This window comes from Tardiphaga sp. (assembly GCF_044336785.1).
Lineage (GTDB): Bacteria > Pseudomonadota > Alphaproteobacteria > Rhizobiales > Xanthobacteraceae > Tardiphaga.
Genome location: NZ_JBIIOT010000114.1, coordinates 1 through 14,883, shown reverse-complemented (window position 1 = coordinate 14,883; position 14,883 = coordinate 1). Strand labels below are relative to the sequence as shown.

Below are 14,883 nucleotides of genomic sequence, written 5' to 3'. Positions count from 1 at the left end.
GATGGCGAAGCGGAGGCCGCCCACGTCGCCGCGTGCGACCGGCTCCGCATAGAGCCGGAAGAAGATGAAGCCACTGATCGAGAAGAACAGCTCGACGCCCCAGGAGCCGTGCTGATACAGCGGCCAAAACAGCCAGAACAAAGGATATTGCTCCGTCGGCCCGGCATCCTTCGGAAAGAAATGTTGCCAGTGCCAGAACACGACGGCCAGCGAAGCCAGGCCGCGCAGGGCATCGATGGACGTCAGGCGGTTCTGATGCATGGGGTCTGCCAAGGTGCAGGACCACGAAAACATCCCGAGATTGTGAAGGCGTTAATGCCGGCAGGACAAGTCGCCGCAATGACCGCAAAAACCGACGTGTTGCCGTGCAGGCCGAAGCGTGGGCTTACGAGCCGCTCCGGGCCTTCCTCAGGTCCACCAGCGCCCGGGCCATTGCAACGAAGCCTGACACCGGCACGGTCTCCGCGCGCCGGGTGGCCTCGATGCCGGCGGCGGCGGCGAGCTGTTCGGGATCGACACCGAGCGGCTTCAGGCTCTGCCGCAGCATCTTGCGGCGCTGGTTGAAGGCGGCGGCGGCGACCTGTTCGAGCAGGCGGCGCTCGCATGGCTCCGGATTTGCGCGCGGCGTCAGGCGCACTACCGACGACGTCACCTTCGGCGGCGGCGTGAAGGCGGCCGGCGAGATGTCGAACAGGATCTTGGTTTCCGCGCGCCAGTTGGCGAGCACGCCGAGCCGGCCATAGGCCTCCTCGTCACCGACAGCGACGATGCGCTCGGCGACCTCGCGCTGGAACATCAGCACCATCATGTCGTACCAAGGGGGCCATGGCTCGGTGCACAGCCAGTCGATCAGCAATTGCGTGCCGATATTGTAGGGCAGGTTGGCGACGATCTTGGCGCGCTCGCCATTGAGCATCGGGCGCGGATCGAAGGTCTGCGCGTCGCCGATCACGATCTCGAGCCGTCCGGGATAGTGCGCGGCGATCTCCTGCAGCGGCCCGAGCGCACGCTCGTCGCGTTCGACGGCAATGACGCGTTTCGCACCCGTTGCAAGCAAGGCACGGGTCAGGCCCCCGGGACCGGGGCCGACCTCGATGACCGTCGCATCTTGCAGTGGGCCGGCAGCGCGCGCGATGCGTGCGGTGAGATTGAGGTCGAGCAGAAAATTCTGGCCGAGCGACTTTCGCGCCTGCAGGTCATAGCGCTTGATGACGTCGCGCAGCGGCGGAAGATCGTCGATCCCGCTCATGATGGCGTTGAGCCGGCCATGCGCGCTGCAAGCTTGATGGCGGCGATCAGGCTCGACGGATTGGCCTTGCCGGTGCCGGCAATGTCGAACGCCGTGCCGTGATCCGGCGAGGTGCGGATGAAGGGCAGGCCGAGCGTGACGTTCACGCCTTCATCGAAGGCGATGGTCTTGATCGGGATCAGCGCCTGGTCGTGATACATACAGATCGCGCAGTCATACGTCGCGCGCGCCGCCGGATGAAACATCGTGTCGGCTGGCAGCGGCCCGCGCGCATCAATGCCTTCGTTCTGCAGCACGGTGACGGCATGCTGGATGAAAGCCAGTTCCTCATCGCCCATGCTGCCGTCTTCGCCGGCATGCGGATTGAGGCCTGCAATGGCCAGACGCGGACGCTGGATGCCGAAGCGCGCTTTCATGTCGTTGACGACGATGCGCGCAGTCGCGGTGATGAGCGGGCCGTTGAGCTGTTCAATGGCATCCTGCAGCGAGACATGGATCGTCACCGGCACCACGGCCAGTTCAGGCGACCACAGCATCATCACCGGGAGCGGCACCTTGCCGTCCTTGGCAGCGAGTTCGGCGAGAAATTCGGTATGGCCGGGATGCTCAAAGCCGGCGCGATACAGCACGCTCTTGGCGATCGGATTGGTGACCACGGCGCCGGCATGGCCTGCCTCCACATCGGCTACAGCCTGCCGGATCGAGGCGATCGCCGCGGGCGCGCTGGAGGCATCGGGGCGGCGCGCTTGCGCGGTGACCGTGTGGCCGGTGGAGACGACGGGGAGGGCGTCAGCGAAGATATCTGCGGCTTTGGCCGGCGTGGCCTCCGCGAGCGCGATGTCATGGCCCAGTGCCTGCGCGCGGGTGGCCATGAAGTCACGATCGCCGAGCAGATAGAACGGCGGCAGATCAAGCTCGCGCCGCTTCAGCCAGGCGGCGATGGCGATATCCGGGCCGATGCCGGCGGGTTCGCCGAGGGTCAGTGCGAGAGGCTTGGTCATGCTGCGGCCCTGAATTCTGTTCGGCCGCAGCCGGATCGGACTAGCGATATTCGATCATCGCCGCCTTGCGGACGTCTGCAAGATACGACTTCGACTTCGCCTCGAAGCGCTCGGCGAACATCTTCTCGCGGACTTCGCGCTTCTTCGGTGTATCGACCTTGGTCGGCTTGCGCGAACACAGAGCCACCATCTCGATGCCCTGCGCCGTCACTTCCGGCGGGGTGAGGTGCCCGATCGGGGTCTTGTCGAGGAGGTCTCGCAGATTCGGCGGCAGGTCGGCGGAGCTCTTCACAACGATGCTCTTCACAGTCGCATTTTGGGCGCCCTTGAAAGTGCGGATCGCATCCTCACAGCTCTGGGTGCGCTCGCGCAACGCCTGTGCTTCCTTGAGGCGGGCTTCCGCAAGGCCGCCACCTGCACCGCGCGGCACGATCAGCACCAGCGGGCGCATCTGATATTCGAATGCTTCAGCCATGGCGTCGCCGCCCTGACCCTGCACAGCAGCCTCGACTTCCTTCTCGCCGACCTGCAGGCTCTGCTTGAAGCGGCCGCGGACGATCGCGTTCCACACCATGTCGGCCTTGAGGCGGCTCTTCAGCGTGTTGGGACGGATGCCCTTCGAGGCCAGCGACTGCGTCAACTGATCGGGTGTGAGCCGCATGCGCGATGCCATCGTGGCATAGGAGCCATCGACTTCGCTCGGGCCGGGATCGACGCTGAACTTCTTGCCTTCCTTGATCTTGACCTTCTCGTTGATGAGGTCGTCGAGCACGGTCTGGCGGCTGTTGTCCTTTACGCCCGACAGCGCGTTCAGCTTCATGCGCTGCTCGATGTCCATAGCGGTAATCGGCTCGCCATTGACGATGACCGCAACGGTCTGGGCATAAACCGGCGATGCCGCCGATATCACAATCGTCGCAGCAGCCGCCATGACAGCATGCACAAGGTGACGGACGTTCATCTCGTTCATCATTCTCCGGAAGAGGTCCTGGCCAGGTCCAAAGGACCTTTCGCGTATACATCGCGGCCGAAAACGGAAATTTCGCGGCATCCGGAACCCGAGCGTCCGAATGTCGCGATTAAAAGATCAATAGACCTGTCCACCGGTGCCAGTGCCGGCCTGGGTACCGCCAAGCGTGCGCAGCCCGATCTGGAACATTACGGTGTGGCTCAGAACCGGCGGGGTCGAGAGATTGGCAACATAGCTATAGGAGGTGACGTAGTTCAGCGCGAGGATGAAGCAGTCGTCCACATAGCCGGCACCGACCATATACTGGTCGATCTTGTTTTCAACCAGGTTCCAGCGGGCACCGCCGGTGACAACCCAGTTGTCGGCCAATTTGATCGAGCCGGTGCCGAGCAGGCCTTCACGGCGTGTCAGATAGCCAAGCTCTGCCTGCGGCGCGTAGTTGCCATAGAGCATGCTGACCGACCAGCGATCGAAGCTGGCGCGACCCTCGGCCTCGAAGCGGTTGATGTTGCCGGTGGCTTCATCGATGCGGGCGCGGGTCGAGAATTGATAGGTGCGGTTCGGCGCGTAACTGACGCTGGCCACATAGTCGGAGCGCGGATTCTGCAGACCCGAAGCGACACCGGTATTGGTCAGGTCAGCGACGGCGAACGAATTCATGCCGAACAGCTGATAGGACTGGCCGAACAACACCTTGATGGAGCCGCCCTGATCGAACTGGGTGGTCGCCTGAACGCCGACATTGGCGCGTCCGCCGCCCTCGACGCGATCATAGCCGGAGAACTTGTTCACACTGAACAGGTTGCTGGTGTCGAAATTCATGCTCTGCGCGTCTTCGTTGGGAAGACGGCCGGCATAGCTCTCATTCGGGCGGATAATGACCTGGGCGATCGGCTCGACGATGGTGCTGCCCCAAGGCTGCACATTGATGAACGGATAGCGATATTCCATGCCAACCGTTGGCATCACGCGCAGAGCCTGCGTGTCGCCAGGCGTCACATAGTTCGAAACGCCGGGCTGGTTCGAGATCGAGGCGTCGATCGCATCAACGCGCACGCTCGCAAACGGCGTGAAGATCTGGCCGAGTTCGTCGGTGAACGACCGGCGCCACTGCGCTTCCGCGGTGAAACGGGTGTATGTGCCCGGAATACCGCGCAGCAAGCAGTTCGCTGGGGTGCGCGATGCTGAGTCCGCGGACAACGTATTACACGCGCTCAAGCCCGTAAGGGGATCGACCTTCGTGTTGATTGCGTCGAACTGCGCGTCCTGACGCGTCAGACTGGTGAAGTTGAACTTGTAGCTGAACTCGCCGCCCAGAATGTTCTGCTGCAGGACGTTGTTGTAGTCCATCACCGGATGGATGATGGGCACCTGACGCTGGTTGCCCGAGAAGCTGGTGTAATGGATCGTGCGCAGGTCGAAGAAGCTGCGCTTGCCGACGCCTGTCAGATAGAGCTGCGATACGGCTTCGGTCTGCAGATTCAGGAACGACTGATACGGGTCGCGGTACATCGCCAGGCGATAGTCGTACAGGAAGTTGTAGTCGCTGAGCGCGACCGCGTCCCAACCCCATGTCCACTTGTCGTTGATGGCGAACTGGCCCTTGGTCTCGACACCGCCGCGCCAGTCCTTGTCGCTGACCGAGCCTGCGCCGAACGCCGTCGGGTCCTGCTGATTGATGCCATAGGCGCGGATCGAGTAGGCGCCGTCCATCAGGCGTTGGCGGAATTCCGCCTGCATCAGGAGGCCCTGACGCGTGGTGTAACGCGGCGAAAGCGTCAGGTCGTAGTCCGGCGCGATCGCCCAGTAGAACGGAGATTCGATGCCGTAGCCGAAATTGGTGTTCTGCGAGAAGCCCGGCATCAGGAAGCCGGTCTTGCGCTTCACCGTCGGATCGGGCGTCGAGAAATAGGGCATGTAGGCGAGCGGCACGCCGAAGAATTCGACGCGCGCATCCTCGAAATACATCATCTTTTCGGTCTGGTCGTGGATGATGCGGGCACCCTTGACCTGCCACAACGGTGGCTTCTTCGGATCGTCCTTACAGGCGGCGCAGGCGGTGTAGACACCGTTCTGGAACACCGTGTAGTTGCCGGCGGTTCGGTCGGCGCGGGTCGCCGCCATGCGCGTGGCATCGGCGGTATCGACCCGCAGCGAATCCACGAAACCGTCGCGATAGTCATCGCTGAGGTCGAGCAGGTTGGCATAGGTGATCTTGCCGTCGGCGTCCGTCATGCGGACATTGCCTTCGGCATGCAGGCGCTTGGTCTTCTGGTCGTAGATGACCTTGTCGGCCTCGACCGAGGTGCCATTGTAATACATCTGCACGCTGCCGACGGCGGCGACGCGCGAGTTGTTGTAGTCGTAATTGACCTCGGTGGCCTGCACCAGCATCTGCCCGGTCTGGGCGGCCGGCGGCGGCTTCGGGCGGGTGGCTGGGCGGTTATAGGTGAAGCTCTGGGCGTGGACAGGCGTCGTCGCAGCCGCGCCAAGGGTCACGGCCACGCACATCATGGTTGCTGCGATCGTTGTGATCGCGCGAGACGTGCGTCCGCAATCTGCACAAATGTGCAGTTTCGAGGTCAATTTCCGCGCACGGAGGGCGGCAAAACCAGCCACTACCCGTCCTCCAGGTACAACAAGGCCAAAAAGCCGGTGAGGCCGCCCACACAGACGGGCAGCCACGCCGCAGCAATCGGATGCATCAACTCGGCCTTGCTCAAATCTTCAGTCACTTTCGACAGGACATAGAGCAGAAAGCCCGCGCCCACGCCATACAAAACCATCTTCTGGACACCGCCCATCCGGAAGAACCGAAGGCTCACGGACGCGGCCAGCATCACCATCGCGACCAGCAAAAACGGCTGCGCAATGAGCTTGTGATACTGCAGACGATACCCCGCGGTCGCAAATCCCGAACTCTCGGATGAACGGATATACGAAGGAAGTTGCCAAAATGACACTGTTTCGGGGGTCGAGAAACTATTTCGAACCTGGGTCGGGGTCAGGGTCGTGGCGATATCCAGCGTCTCCTGCTCAACTACGGGCGAATCGAGGGAGTAAATTCGTACTCCCTTGAACACCCACTTGCCGGGTTCGAGTGTGGCCTCGCGCGCTTCGATGCGCTCGCTGAACTGGTTCTCGGTGTCGAACCGGAACAGGGTCAGGCCGGTGAGGCGGAGACCCTGCTGCTCGCTGCGGGCGGCATTGATGATGGTCTGGCCGTCGGCATTGACCTGGTTGATCCAGAAGCCGGCGGCGTCCTGCACGCCGCCGCCGGACGCGTCGCCGAACATCCGGGCTTCCATCCGCTTGGATTCCTCGCGCAGATTGGCCGACATCGGGTTGTAGCCGATGGTCGCCAGCACGCCGAGGACGAGGGCGGCAAACAGCGCCGGCGAGATGAACTGCCAGGCGGAGACGCCGGCGGCGCGGGCGACGACCAGTTCGAGGCGACGGGAGAGGGCCAGATAACAGGTCATGGCGCCGATCAGGATGCAGAACGGCATCAGCTTTTCCAGCGCCTGCGGCACCCGGTAGAGCGACGTCTGCGCCACCATCAGTGCGGGCGCCGTGGCGAGTCCGGCGGTCCGACGGACCATTTCGATATAATCGACCAGCACCAGCAGCATGAAGATACTGACGAACACGCCGACAGCTGCGACCAGGAACCGGCCGGCGAAATAACGCCCGATCGTGTTGGTGATCATGCTCATGCGGCGACCGGCCGTCTGAACAGGCGCAGGATCCGTTCGTTGGAGCGGTTGATGGCTTCGATCAGTTTGGCAGGCGGCTCGATCACAATGCCGAGCTTGATGATCGCAAGGCTGCCGAAGATCGTGCCGAACAGCAGGGCATATTGCAGTGGTGCCGCCCAATCCGATTTCGCAGCCGCCACCGAGCAGGCGAAGCCGGCCATGCGCAACGCGAACACCGCGCCGATGGCGTTGCCCATGGAGAAATTGCGGCTCTGGCGCGTGGTGCGCGGCTGGCCGAGAAAGGCGAAGGTGAGGGCCGCAAAGGCGAATGGATAAAGCGGCGCCATCAGGCGGTCATGCAGTTCGGCGCTGAAGGCGCCCGACATCTGCTGATACATCGGATCATTGGCCGGCGGCGAGAACAGTTCCCACAGATAGCGCTCGCGGATGCCGTAAGTGACATCCTGGCTGCGATTGGAGAATTTCGACATGTCGAAGGCGTAGCGGGCAAACGCCACCATGGCGGGATCGGTCTTGCCTGTTTCGAAACGCTGCAGATTGCCGTCTTCGAGAACAAGGAAGGAGCCATCCTTGTTCTTCAGGATGGTGCCGTGATCGGCGATGATGGTGATGCGTTCCTTGGGATCGCGGCGGTCGTCGACGAAGATGCCGACCAGCAATCCGCCGGGTTGGCGTTCCTTGATGCGCACCGTCAGATTCGTATCGAGCTGCGCGAAGCGGCCCGGCTGCAGGATGTTGGTCAGCACGTCGGCGGTGATTTCCGCGTCCCAGCGCTTCAGTCGCCGCATGCCATCCGGCGCCATATAAGAGGCGATGAAGGCCACGATCAGCGACACCACCAGCGTCGCATAGAGAAACGGCCGGAACAGCCGCATCGGCGACAGGCCGGCGGCATTCATGACGATGACTTCGGAATCGGTCGCAAGCTTGGTCAGCGTATGCGAGACGGCGATCATCAGCGCGATCGGCGCGATGATCAGCACCAGCACGGGAATCGCGAGACTCGTGAAGCCGAGAAAGGTCAGGATGGTCTGGCCCTGGCTGGTCATCAGGTCGATGCCACGCAGCGCCTGCGTGATCCAGATCACGCCGGTCAGGCTGACCAGCACGATACCGAACGACGCCAGCACCATCTTGAAGATATATCTGTCGATCGACCCCATCGGTCCCCGTAACGGCCCGGAAAACATGCGGCGTGCCCATCCCCGATGAGGGATCCCCGAGGGCAGTGCTGCGGCTCCAGGCCTGATCGTCATACTTACCATCCCATTGATCGGTCAACAAAATGGCCGGGCGATGGCTGGGTGAGTAAGTGGTTAATTTAGTCTGCGATGTGGCCCTTGGGACACTGAAAACAAGCCCGGACAAGCGCTTCCATCAATAAGTGTGATGGCCCGTGATCCCGGACGGTGGCCTTATTGGTGACAACTGACATGTTGGGACACAGAATCAGCGCCCGTGACGCCGTTTTGTCCGCACGGCTTGACGGCTCCGGCTGCCGGGACAACAACATCCGTTCCCCCGCGTCGCCCCCTGCGGTCCGATGCGCCTCATGTGATATTCTGGAGGTCTTGCCCATGTCCGACACCGTCAAGGTCGGCTTCGTCCCATTGTCCCAGGCCGCCCGCGGCACCCTCGTGGTGTTCAGCGACGATGCGTTGAAACTGGGCAAGGCAACGACCAAGGCGCTGGGCGCCGCGGGCGCGCTGGTCAAGCGCGCTGCCGCTGCCTCGAAATTCAAGGGCAAGAACGGATCGACCCTCGACATCCTCGCGCCGGAAGGCGTGAAGGCCGATCGGCTGCTGGTGATCGGCACCGGCAAGGTCGATGAAATCAAGGAAACCGATCTCCTGAAATTCGGCGGCGTACTGGCCGGCAAGCTCGGTTCATCCGCCGATGCGATCACGGTGATCGCTGAATTGCCGTCGGCCGACATGACAGCAGAGCAGGCCGCCTCGGTCGCATCCGGCGTGCTGCTGCGTGCCTACAAGTTCGATCGCTACAAGACCAAGAAGAAGGACGGCGAAGAAAAGCGCGGCACCGTCAGCGTGTCGCTGGCCGTCAGCGACGTCGCCGCAGCCAAGAAGGCCTTTGCGTCCGATAATTCCGTCGTGAACGGCGTCGTGATCGCGCGTGATCTCGTCAACGAGCCGCCGAATGTGCTGTTCCCTGTGGAATTCGCGCGCCGCGCCAGCGAGCTGAAGAAGCTCGGCGTCGTCATCGAGGTCCTCGACGTCAAGGCCATGCAGAAGCTTGGCATGGGCGCGCTGCTCGGCGTCGCACAGGGCTCGGCGAATCCTGCGCGCATCGTGGTGATGCGCTGGAACGGCGGCAAGAAGGGCGATGCGCCCGTCGCCTTCATCGGCAAGGGCGTCACCTTCGATACCGGCGGCATTTCCATCAAGCCGGCCGGCAGCATGGAAGAGATGAAGGGCGACATGGGCGGTGCGGCCTGCGTCGTCGGCCTGATGCATGCGCTGGCCGGCCGTAAAGCGAAAGCGAATGTCATCGGCGCCATCGGTCTCGTCGAGAACATGCCCGACGGCAATGCGCAGCGCCCCGGCGACATTGTGACCTCGATGTCCGGCCAGACCATCGAAATCATCAACACCGATGCCGAAGGGCGCCTCGTCCTTGCCGACGTGCTCTGGTACGTCACCAAGAAGTACAAGCCGCAATTCATGATCGATCTCGCCACGCTGACCGGCGCGATCATGGTGGCACTCGGCACCGATCATGCAGGTCTGTTCTCCAACAATGACGAACTCGCTTTGCGTCTTGCCACCGTGGGGCAGGCGACCGGCGAGCGCGTCTGGCGCATGCCGCTCAGCCCGGATTACGACAAGCTGATCGACTCGCAATTCGCCGACATGAAGAACACCGGCGGCCGTTACGGCGGCTCGATCACGGCAGCGCAATTCCTGCAGCGCTTTGTCGATGGCACGCCATGGGCGCATCTCGATATCGCGGGCACCGCGATGGGCGCGCCGAAGACCGAGATCAACCAGAGCTGGGGCTCGGGCTACGGCGTGCGTCTGCTCGATCGGCTTGTTGCCGATTATTACGAGGGCAAGAAGTAAGCGGATATGACCGAGGTTCTGTTCTACCACCTGCAGAACATGGCACTGGAAAATGTGCTGCCGCCGTTGCTCGAGAAATCTCTCGAGCGGGGCTGGCGGTGCGTCGTCCAGTCCACCTCGGAAGAGCGCGCCGATGCGCTCGATGCGCATCTCTGGACCTATCGCGACGACTCGTTTCTGCCGCATGCCACCTGGCGTGCGGCAGACGCGGCGGAGCAACCCATCCTCCTGGTATTGGAGGAGAGCAATCCGAATGGTGCACAGGTCCGGTTCCTGGTGGACAATGCGGGATTACCGGACGATACGGCCGGTTATGAGCGCATGGTCCTCGTCTTCAACGGTGATGATGACGAGGCGCTGGCGGCGGCGCGGGCCGCATGGACCACCTGCAAGGCGCGAGGGCTGACGGCGACCTACTGGCAGGCCGACGAACGCGGCCGCTGGCAGAAACGGAACTAGCGCGTGGTAAATCTGGCTTTGCCGATTAACCGTATTTGATGCTAATTGCGCCTTTCCGGAACGCTGGGTGGCCCGATGTCACGGTCACGCCGCAAACGAATGATGAGACGGGCGCGTCGTCGCCGTGTGTGGGATAGCGTTGATCGTGAACAGCAAAAAGCTTCATCGAACGGGTTTGGCCGTCATTTTCCTCGCGCCGCTGCTGGGCGGCTGTTCGGGCATGAGTGCGGGTGACATGTTCAAGTCTGACCTGCTGTCCAAGGACGCTGACTGGTTTCAGCGGACCGGCCGCAGCATCAGCCGCAACGTCTCGATCGAAACGCCGCCGCTGACACCGGAACAGGCAGTGTCACCACAGGATCTGATCGGCGCCGACGGTTCATGCCCCGGCATGCCGCCGCGCGATGCCAGCGCGCTCGCCGATGGCGCTGCCGCTGTAGCGCCGGCAACGGGCGTCGTGGCACTCGGTCATACCGAATGTGACGTCGCGCGTGGCGCCGGTGCGCCCGACAGCGTGAATATTGGCGGCAATCCGCGCGGTGATCGTCTCACCACGCTGACCTATCTGCGCGGTCCGCGTGCCGGCATCTACACGTTTACGGCCGGCCGTCTGACAATGGTGGAGGGCACGCCACAGGTCGAGCAGCCGAAGCCGGTGCGCGGCGCGAAGAAGAAGCGTGCCACGGGCTGATCGGCCAGTCGCTGCTACACATAACCAGTTTCGTAAAATCGCCCGCGCCGCATGGCCGGGCGATTTTCGTTGAGGATGGGCGCTACAAATATTCCAACGACAGGCGGCGCTCGAACACCTCTCCCCACCGGGGAGAGGTCGCGCGCTCTCGCGCGCGGGTGAGGGGGCTTCACTCCGACGGCGCTTGGGGCCGGGCCCCCCCCCCCCCACTCCTCGGGGCCCTTCGCTCCGATTTCGACCTCTCCCCGGTGGGGAGAGGTGTCCGCGCGCCTACGTTCGATCCATTTGAAGCTGCTTTAGCGCTTGGCGTTCCGCCATTCGCGTGGCGAGCAATCGTACAGCCGGCGAAACGCCGCAGCGAATTTGCTGGGATTGGCGTAGCCGACCGACATGGCAATCTCGGTAATCGATCGTTCCGTCTGCAACAGCTCGCGCGCGCGTTCGAGCCGGCGCATAGTGAGATACTCATAGGGCGCGAGCCCGGTCGCCGAGCGGAATGCGCGCGTGAAACTACGAACGTCCAGACGCGCTTCGCGTGCGAGATCCCCGACATTCAGATCGTCGCCGAGGCGCGCGTCGATCATCTCCCGGATATGAGCAAGGCGCTGCAGCGGCAATGGTCTGCTCACGGTATCGGGCAGGGCAGCCGACTGCATGTCGGTTAGACGCTTCAGGATCAGAGCGACGCCATGCTGGAAGAACAGTGACGACATGCCATTGGCTTCGGCGTCGAGCCAGATTGCCCGCATCACCGAGGAGATCAGGGGATCGTTGCGGATCGCGCTTGCTGCCGGGATCAGATCTTCGGCAGCCAACAGGCCGAAACTTTCGAGCTCGGCCGAGCCGATGGACAGGCCGAGCATATCCGCTGCTGGCGTGAAGCCGCTGCCCTGCGTATTGGGCAAAGCGAGTGCAAAGCTGCCCGGACGCATCACGCCTTCGACCGCGCCATGCTCCGTCGATCGTCGCAACCGTCCACTGCCGGACAGGCACAGCGAGATCATCAGCCGCGGTGTGAGTTGAAATGCTCCTTCGAATTCCGAAAAGCTCGCGCGTGCCATCAGGATCGAGCCGCTCGCATTGGACAGCACCGGCTGCGCATCGATGGCCAGCTCCGCCACATTGCGTTCGAACCGCGTTCGCTCTCTTTGCCAGTCGTGATTGTTCATTAGAACATATCTAACAAGTTTAGCCGCGAATGGAGCATTCCCAGCCGTAATGGAGCAGTTTGCGCTTTTTGCAAAGCGCATATTGTGACCCGCGGATGTCGCTTTGGTTTGCGATGTCCCGGTTGGGGGCTTCCGGAATGAAGAACGGATTTTGGCGCAGCGTGTCTTGCTGCGCATTGTTGTGCGTCAGCGGCATCTGGGTGGAAACGCGCAACGCACTCGCGCAATCGAATAGTTCGGGTGTCGCTGCCACCAGCGGCAACGCATTGCCACCGGTTGTCGTCGATACGCCGCGCCGCGAGCGCACTGTGGCGCGCCGCGCAACGCAGCGCCAGGGTTCGCGCCGTGCCGTTGCAGTGACGCGTGCGCCTGCGGCCGTAGCTCCCGCAGCGCCCCTGATCAGCACCGCTGCATCGCCGGGGCAGGTTGTCGGCTACGTCGCGACGATCGGCTCGACCGGCACCAAGAGCGATGTGCCTCTGGTGCAGGTGCCCCAGTCGATCAATGTCATCACCGCCGATCAGATCCGTGATCAGGGCGCCCAGAGCGTCAGCCAGGCGCTCGGCTATACGCCCGGCGTGTCAGTCAATAATTTCGGCGCGCTGTCGCCCACCGATGCCTATACGCGCATCCGCGGTTTTCGCGCCGATCAGTATCTCGACGGGATGCGGCTGCCGATCCGCGGCGACGGTGCTGCGAGCTATGCCATCGAGCCCTACGGTCTCGAGCGGATCGAAGTGCTGAAGGGGCCCGCTTCGGGACTCTATGGATCGAGCGGGCCGGGCGGTCTCATCAATATGGTGAGCAAGCGGCCGACATCGGTGCCGATTGGCGAAATCGAACTGCAGACCGGCAGCTACAATCGCGCGCAGGCGGCCTTCGATCTCGGCGGCCCCATCACCAGCGACAAGCAGTGGCTCTACCGCCTGACCGGCCTCGTGCGCGATGCCGACACCCAGGTGCGTTACGCCGAAGATAATCGCGTGTTCATCGCACCGGCGCTGACATTCCAGCCGAACAACCAGACCAGCCTCACTTTCCTCGGTCATTACTCCGAGGAGAAATCGCGTTGGCCGTTCTTCAACCTCGTGCCGCCAAACGGCTCGATCCGGCCGAATCCGAATGGCCAGATTCCGCGCAGCACGAATACGGGCGAGCCAAGTTACGATCGTCTCGACCGCTCGCAATACGGCGTTGGCTACGCCTTCGAGCATCGCTTCACCAATGACCTGATCTTCAAGCAGAACCTGCGTTATGGCGAAGTGAAGAGCCAGGTCGATGCGGTGGCCAATGTGTTCGGCTTCTTCTTCACCAACGACAATCGCAATACGGCGCGCATTCCCATCAACGCCTATGATGCGGCCAATGCCTTCACCATCGACAATCAGTTGCTGGCGAAATTCAACACCGGCGTGCTGTCGCACGATGTGGTGGCCGGGCTCGATTATCGCGACGAGGATGCGCGCCGCATCTTCAAGCAGGGCACCGCGCCGCTGCTCCTGAACATTTTCGCGCCGGTCTATGGCCAGCCAGTCCCGGCGCCAACGGCCGTCGCCGAAGACTTCCAGGCTCGGGAAAAGCAGCTCGGCCTCTATCTGCAGGACCAGATCCGGCTCGGATCATGGCTGGCCTCGCTGAGCGGCCGCGCTGACTGGGTGGAGTCGAGCTTCAGCAACTTCAGGAACAACACCGTCATCAACCAGAACGATTTTGCGACCACCGGACGCGCTGGTCTGAGCTATCTGTTCGACAATGGGGTCGTGCCCTATGTCAGTTACGCCACCTCGTTCCAGCCGGTGACCGGCGTCGGTGCGACCGGCGATGCGTTCAAGCCGTCCACTGGCGAGCAGGTCGAGGTCGGCGTGAAGTATCAGCCGGTCGGCACCAACAGCCTGTTCACGCTGGCTTACTTCGATCTCACGCAACAGAACGTTGTGGCCTCTGACATCCTCGGCGTTCGCCGCCAGACCGGCGAGATCCGGGTACGCGGTATCGAGGCGGAGGCGAAGACGGAGATCACCCGCGAATTCAGCATGATGGCGTCCTATGCCTATCTCGATGCTGAAATCACCAAGAGCGCGCGTCTTGCCGAACTCGGCAAGCGGCCCGCGGAAACGCCGAACCATCAGGCATCGGTCTGGGGCCAGTATCAGTTTCTGCACGGTCCCTTGGATGGCCTGAAACTGGCGGCTGGCGTGCGCTATGTCGGTCAGACCGAGGATGACAGCCACACGCTTTTCATTCCGGACTATGCCTTGCTGGATGCGCGCGTCGCCTATGATTTCGGTGCGCTCCGGCGCGACCTGCGCGGCCTCACCATGGCGGTCAATATGTTCAACCTGACCGACAAATACTACGTGACCGGCTGCTTCAGCGTGAATGCCACGGCGTGCGCGCTGGGGCAGGGCCGCAAGGTCGTCGCCTCCATCGCTTATCGCTGGTGACGTCGATTCGCCAATGCCTGGCAAGGCGGGATTGCGCCTGCGCAATTCCGCCTTGCTGCGTGTGAGGACCGAGAGGCGTTTGGTGCATGCTCGCAAGTACG

The 14,883-nt window shown here is 62.6% G+C and carries 12 protein-coding genes; 4 read left to right on the top strand and 8 right to left on the bottom strand.

Going from position 1 to position 14,883, the window contains the following annotated elements; translation table 11 throughout:
- The 7 genes from ACIQ2A_RS22700 to lptF all read right to left on the bottom strand — a co-directional run.
- On the bottom strand, positions 1 to 261 hold a 261-nt coding region (locus ACIQ2A_RS22700), incomplete at its 3' end, for an acyltransferase family protein (protein ID WP_398483655.1).
- A gap of 124 nt (positions 262 to 385) precedes the next feature.
- The gene (rsmA, locus tag ACIQ2A_RS22695) at positions 386 to 1,249 is read right to left on the bottom strand and encodes a 16S rRNA (adenine(1518)-N(6)/adenine(1519)-N(6))-dimethyltransferase RsmA (protein ID WP_398483653.1); all 864 of its coding nucleotides are present in this window, start codon (positions 1,247 to 1,249) and stop codon (positions 386 to 388) included.
- Positions 1,246 to 2,250 carry a 4-hydroxythreonine-4-phosphate dehydrogenase PdxA gene (gene pdxA / locus ACIQ2A_RS22690; protein ID WP_398483650.1) on the bottom strand — a complete coding sequence of 335 codons (1,005 nt, stop codon included), beginning with the start codon at positions 2,248 to 2,250 and terminating at the stop codon, positions 1,246 to 1,248. Before pdxA ends, rsmA begins: the two co-directional genes overlap by 4 nt.
- Before the next feature lie 40 nt (positions 2,251 to 2,290).
- Complete coding sequence (locus ACIQ2A_RS22685) at positions 2,291 to 3,211, bottom strand: peptidylprolyl isomerase (RefSeq protein ID WP_398483648.1); 921 nt, start codon at positions 3,209 to 3,211, stop codon at positions 2,291 to 2,293.
- Between the two features lie 126 nt (positions 3,212 to 3,337).
- A complete protein-coding gene (locus tag ACIQ2A_RS22680) occupies positions 3,338 to 5,731 on the bottom strand; it encodes an LPS-assembly protein LptD (protein WP_398483657.1) in 2,394 nt (797 codons plus the stop codon).
- Positions 5,732 to 5,838: 107 nt separating this feature from the next.
- A complete protein-coding gene (gene lptG, locus ACIQ2A_RS22675) occupies positions 5,839 to 6,936 on the bottom strand; it encodes an LPS export ABC transporter permease LptG (protein WP_398483646.1) in 1,098 nt (365 codons plus the stop codon).
- Positions 6,933 to 8,102, bottom strand: a complete 1,170-nt coding sequence (lptF, locus tag ACIQ2A_RS22670) for an LPS export ABC transporter permease LptF (protein ID WP_398483644.1) — start codon at positions 8,100 to 8,102, stop codon at positions 6,933 to 6,935. Before lptF ends, lptG begins: the two co-directional genes overlap by 4 nt.
- A gap of 414 nt (positions 8,103 to 8,516) precedes the next feature.
- Here lptF and ACIQ2A_RS22665 point away from each other — a divergent pair, with 414 nt between their 5' ends.
- The 3 genes from ACIQ2A_RS22665 (at position 8,517) to ACIQ2A_RS22655 (ending at position 11,169) form a co-directional block, all read left to right on the top strand.
- Complete coding sequence (locus tag ACIQ2A_RS22665; protein WP_398483642.1) at positions 8,517 to 10,019, top strand: leucyl aminopeptidase; 1,503 nt, start codon at positions 8,517 to 8,519, stop codon at positions 10,017 to 10,019.
- A 6-nt stretch (positions 10,020 to 10,025) separates the two neighbouring features.
- Positions 10,026 to 10,478: a DNA polymerase III subunit chi gene (locus ACIQ2A_RS22660; RefSeq protein WP_398483641.1), complete on the top strand. Its 453-nt coding sequence runs from the start codon at positions 10,026 to 10,028 to the stop codon at positions 10,476 to 10,478.
- A 175-nt stretch (positions 10,479 to 10,653) separates the two neighbouring features.
- Positions 10,654 to 11,169 carry a hypothetical protein gene (locus ACIQ2A_RS22655; RefSeq protein ID WP_398483639.1) on the top strand — a complete coding sequence of 172 codons (516 nt, stop codon included), beginning with the start codon at positions 10,654 to 10,656 and terminating at the stop codon, positions 11,167 to 11,169.
- 296 nt (positions 11,170 to 11,465) lie between these two features.
- On the opposite strand, the gene ACIQ2A_RS22650 is transcribed toward ACIQ2A_RS22655, so the two are convergent.
- The gene (locus ACIQ2A_RS22650) at positions 11,466 to 12,338 is read right to left on the bottom strand and encodes a helix-turn-helix domain-containing protein (protein ID WP_398483636.1); all 873 of its coding nucleotides are present in this window, start codon (positions 12,336 to 12,338) and stop codon (positions 11,466 to 11,468) included.
- A 137-nt stretch (positions 12,339 to 12,475) separates the two neighbouring features.
- Here ACIQ2A_RS22650 and ACIQ2A_RS22645 point away from each other — a divergent pair, with 137 nt between their 5' ends.
- On the top strand, positions 12,476 to 14,782 hold the full coding sequence (locus tag ACIQ2A_RS22645; RefSeq protein WP_398483634.1) for a TonB-dependent siderophore receptor: 2,307 nt from the start codon (positions 12,476 to 12,478) through the stop codon (positions 14,780 to 14,782).
- Positions 14,783 to 14,883: the final 101 nt, after the last annotated feature.

Bases quoted from the DNA above. Each gene is read 5' to 3' on its own strand.
- rsmA (WP_398483653.1), bottom strand. From the start codon at position 1,249: ATGAGCGGGATCGACGATCTTCCGCCGCTGCGCGACGTCATCAAGCGC.
- pdxA (WP_398483650.1), bottom strand. From the start codon at position 2,250: ATGACCAAGCCTCTCGCACTGACCCTCGGCGAACCCGCCGGCATCGGC.
- ACIQ2A_RS22685 (WP_398483648.1), bottom strand. From the start codon at position 3,211: ATGAACGTCCGTCACCTTGTGCATGCTGTCATGGCGGCTGCTGCGACG.
- ACIQ2A_RS22680 (WP_398483657.1), bottom strand. From the start codon at position 5,731: ATGTGCGTGGCCGTGACCCTTGGCGCGGCTGCGACGACGCCTGTCCAC.
- lptG (WP_398483646.1), bottom strand. From the start codon at position 6,936: ATGAGCATGATCACCAACACGATCGGGCGTTATTTCGCCGGCCGGTTC.
- lptF (WP_398483644.1), bottom strand. From the start codon at position 8,102: ATGGGGTCGATCGACAGATATATCTTCAAGATGGTGCTGGCGTCGTTC.
- ACIQ2A_RS22665 (WP_398483642.1), top strand. From the start codon at position 8,517: ATGTCCGACACCGTCAAGGTCGGCTTCGTCCCATTGTCCCAGGCCGCC.
- ACIQ2A_RS22660 (WP_398483641.1), top strand. From the start codon at position 10,026: ATGACCGAGGTTCTGTTCTACCACCTGCAGAACATGGCACTGGAAAAT.
- ACIQ2A_RS22650 (WP_398483636.1), bottom strand. From the start codon at position 12,338: ATGAACAATCACGACTGGCAAAGAGAGCGAACGCGGTTCGAACGCAAT.
- ACIQ2A_RS22645 (WP_398483634.1), top strand. From the start codon at position 12,476: ATGAAGAACGGATTTTGGCGCAGCGTGTCTTGCTGCGCATTGTTGTGC.